The 607-nt window shown below is 61.0% G+C and carries 1 protein-coding gene; it reads right to left on the bottom strand.

All coding sequences use genetic code 11. From position 1 onward, the window contains the following. Positions 1-86: 86 nt before the first annotated feature. Complete coding sequence (locus tag GY937_14360; GenBank protein ID MCP5057884.1) at positions 87-458, bottom strand: hypothetical protein; 372 nt, start codon at positions 456-458, stop codon at positions 87-89. Between the last annotated feature and the right edge of the window lie 149 nt (positions 459-607).

The following is a 607-nucleotide window of genomic DNA, read 5'->3' as shown; positions in this document are numbered from 1 at the left end:
GCACAGAATCGGCGCAGGAAAGATGGGCAACCCGAATCATCGCCAGCGAAAAACCTCGCCACCTCCAGGCGTCGACTTCCACTACCTCATTGATGCAATGCGGCAAATCGAAGATAGGGATTCTGCTGTTGGCCATCGGCACGACCGAGACGTACGACGCGGTTGCCACCGAGTTTCTCGAAGGGACACGCGATTTCGCTCTTGGAGTCGAACAGGTAGAGCGATTCGCTGGTGTCGTGCCGGTTGGCGCGCTCGTCGCCGACCTCGGTTCGGGACCGGGCCGAGACACTCAGCGACTCCGGGCAAAGGGCATCGACTCGTTTTGCCTCGACCTCTCCCTGGGCATGCTTCGCGCGGGTCAGATCGAATACCCCGCCAGCCGAATTCAGGGAAATCTCCTGGCCCTCCTCGGTGAACACCCAAAAGCGGCCATACGTGATCACCTGAAAACCGGCCATAGAACGGAGAGTCGTCCAGGACGTTGAGGCGGGCGAGGCGGATAGCCTCGCCGGCCATGGCAAATGTCTTGGACGCAGAGAAACAGCAGCAGATACTGGCACTTGGCCGGCTCGGGTGGACGCTCCGTCGGATCGAACAGGAGACGGGG

The sequence above is a fragment of the bacterium genome, assembly GCA_024228115.1.
In the GTDB taxonomy this organism is placed as follows: Bacteria; Myxococcota_A; UBA9160; order UBA9160; family UBA6930.
The sequence above is the reverse complement of the archived record's forward strand: the minus strand, read 5'-3'. Positions and strand labels throughout refer to the sequence as shown.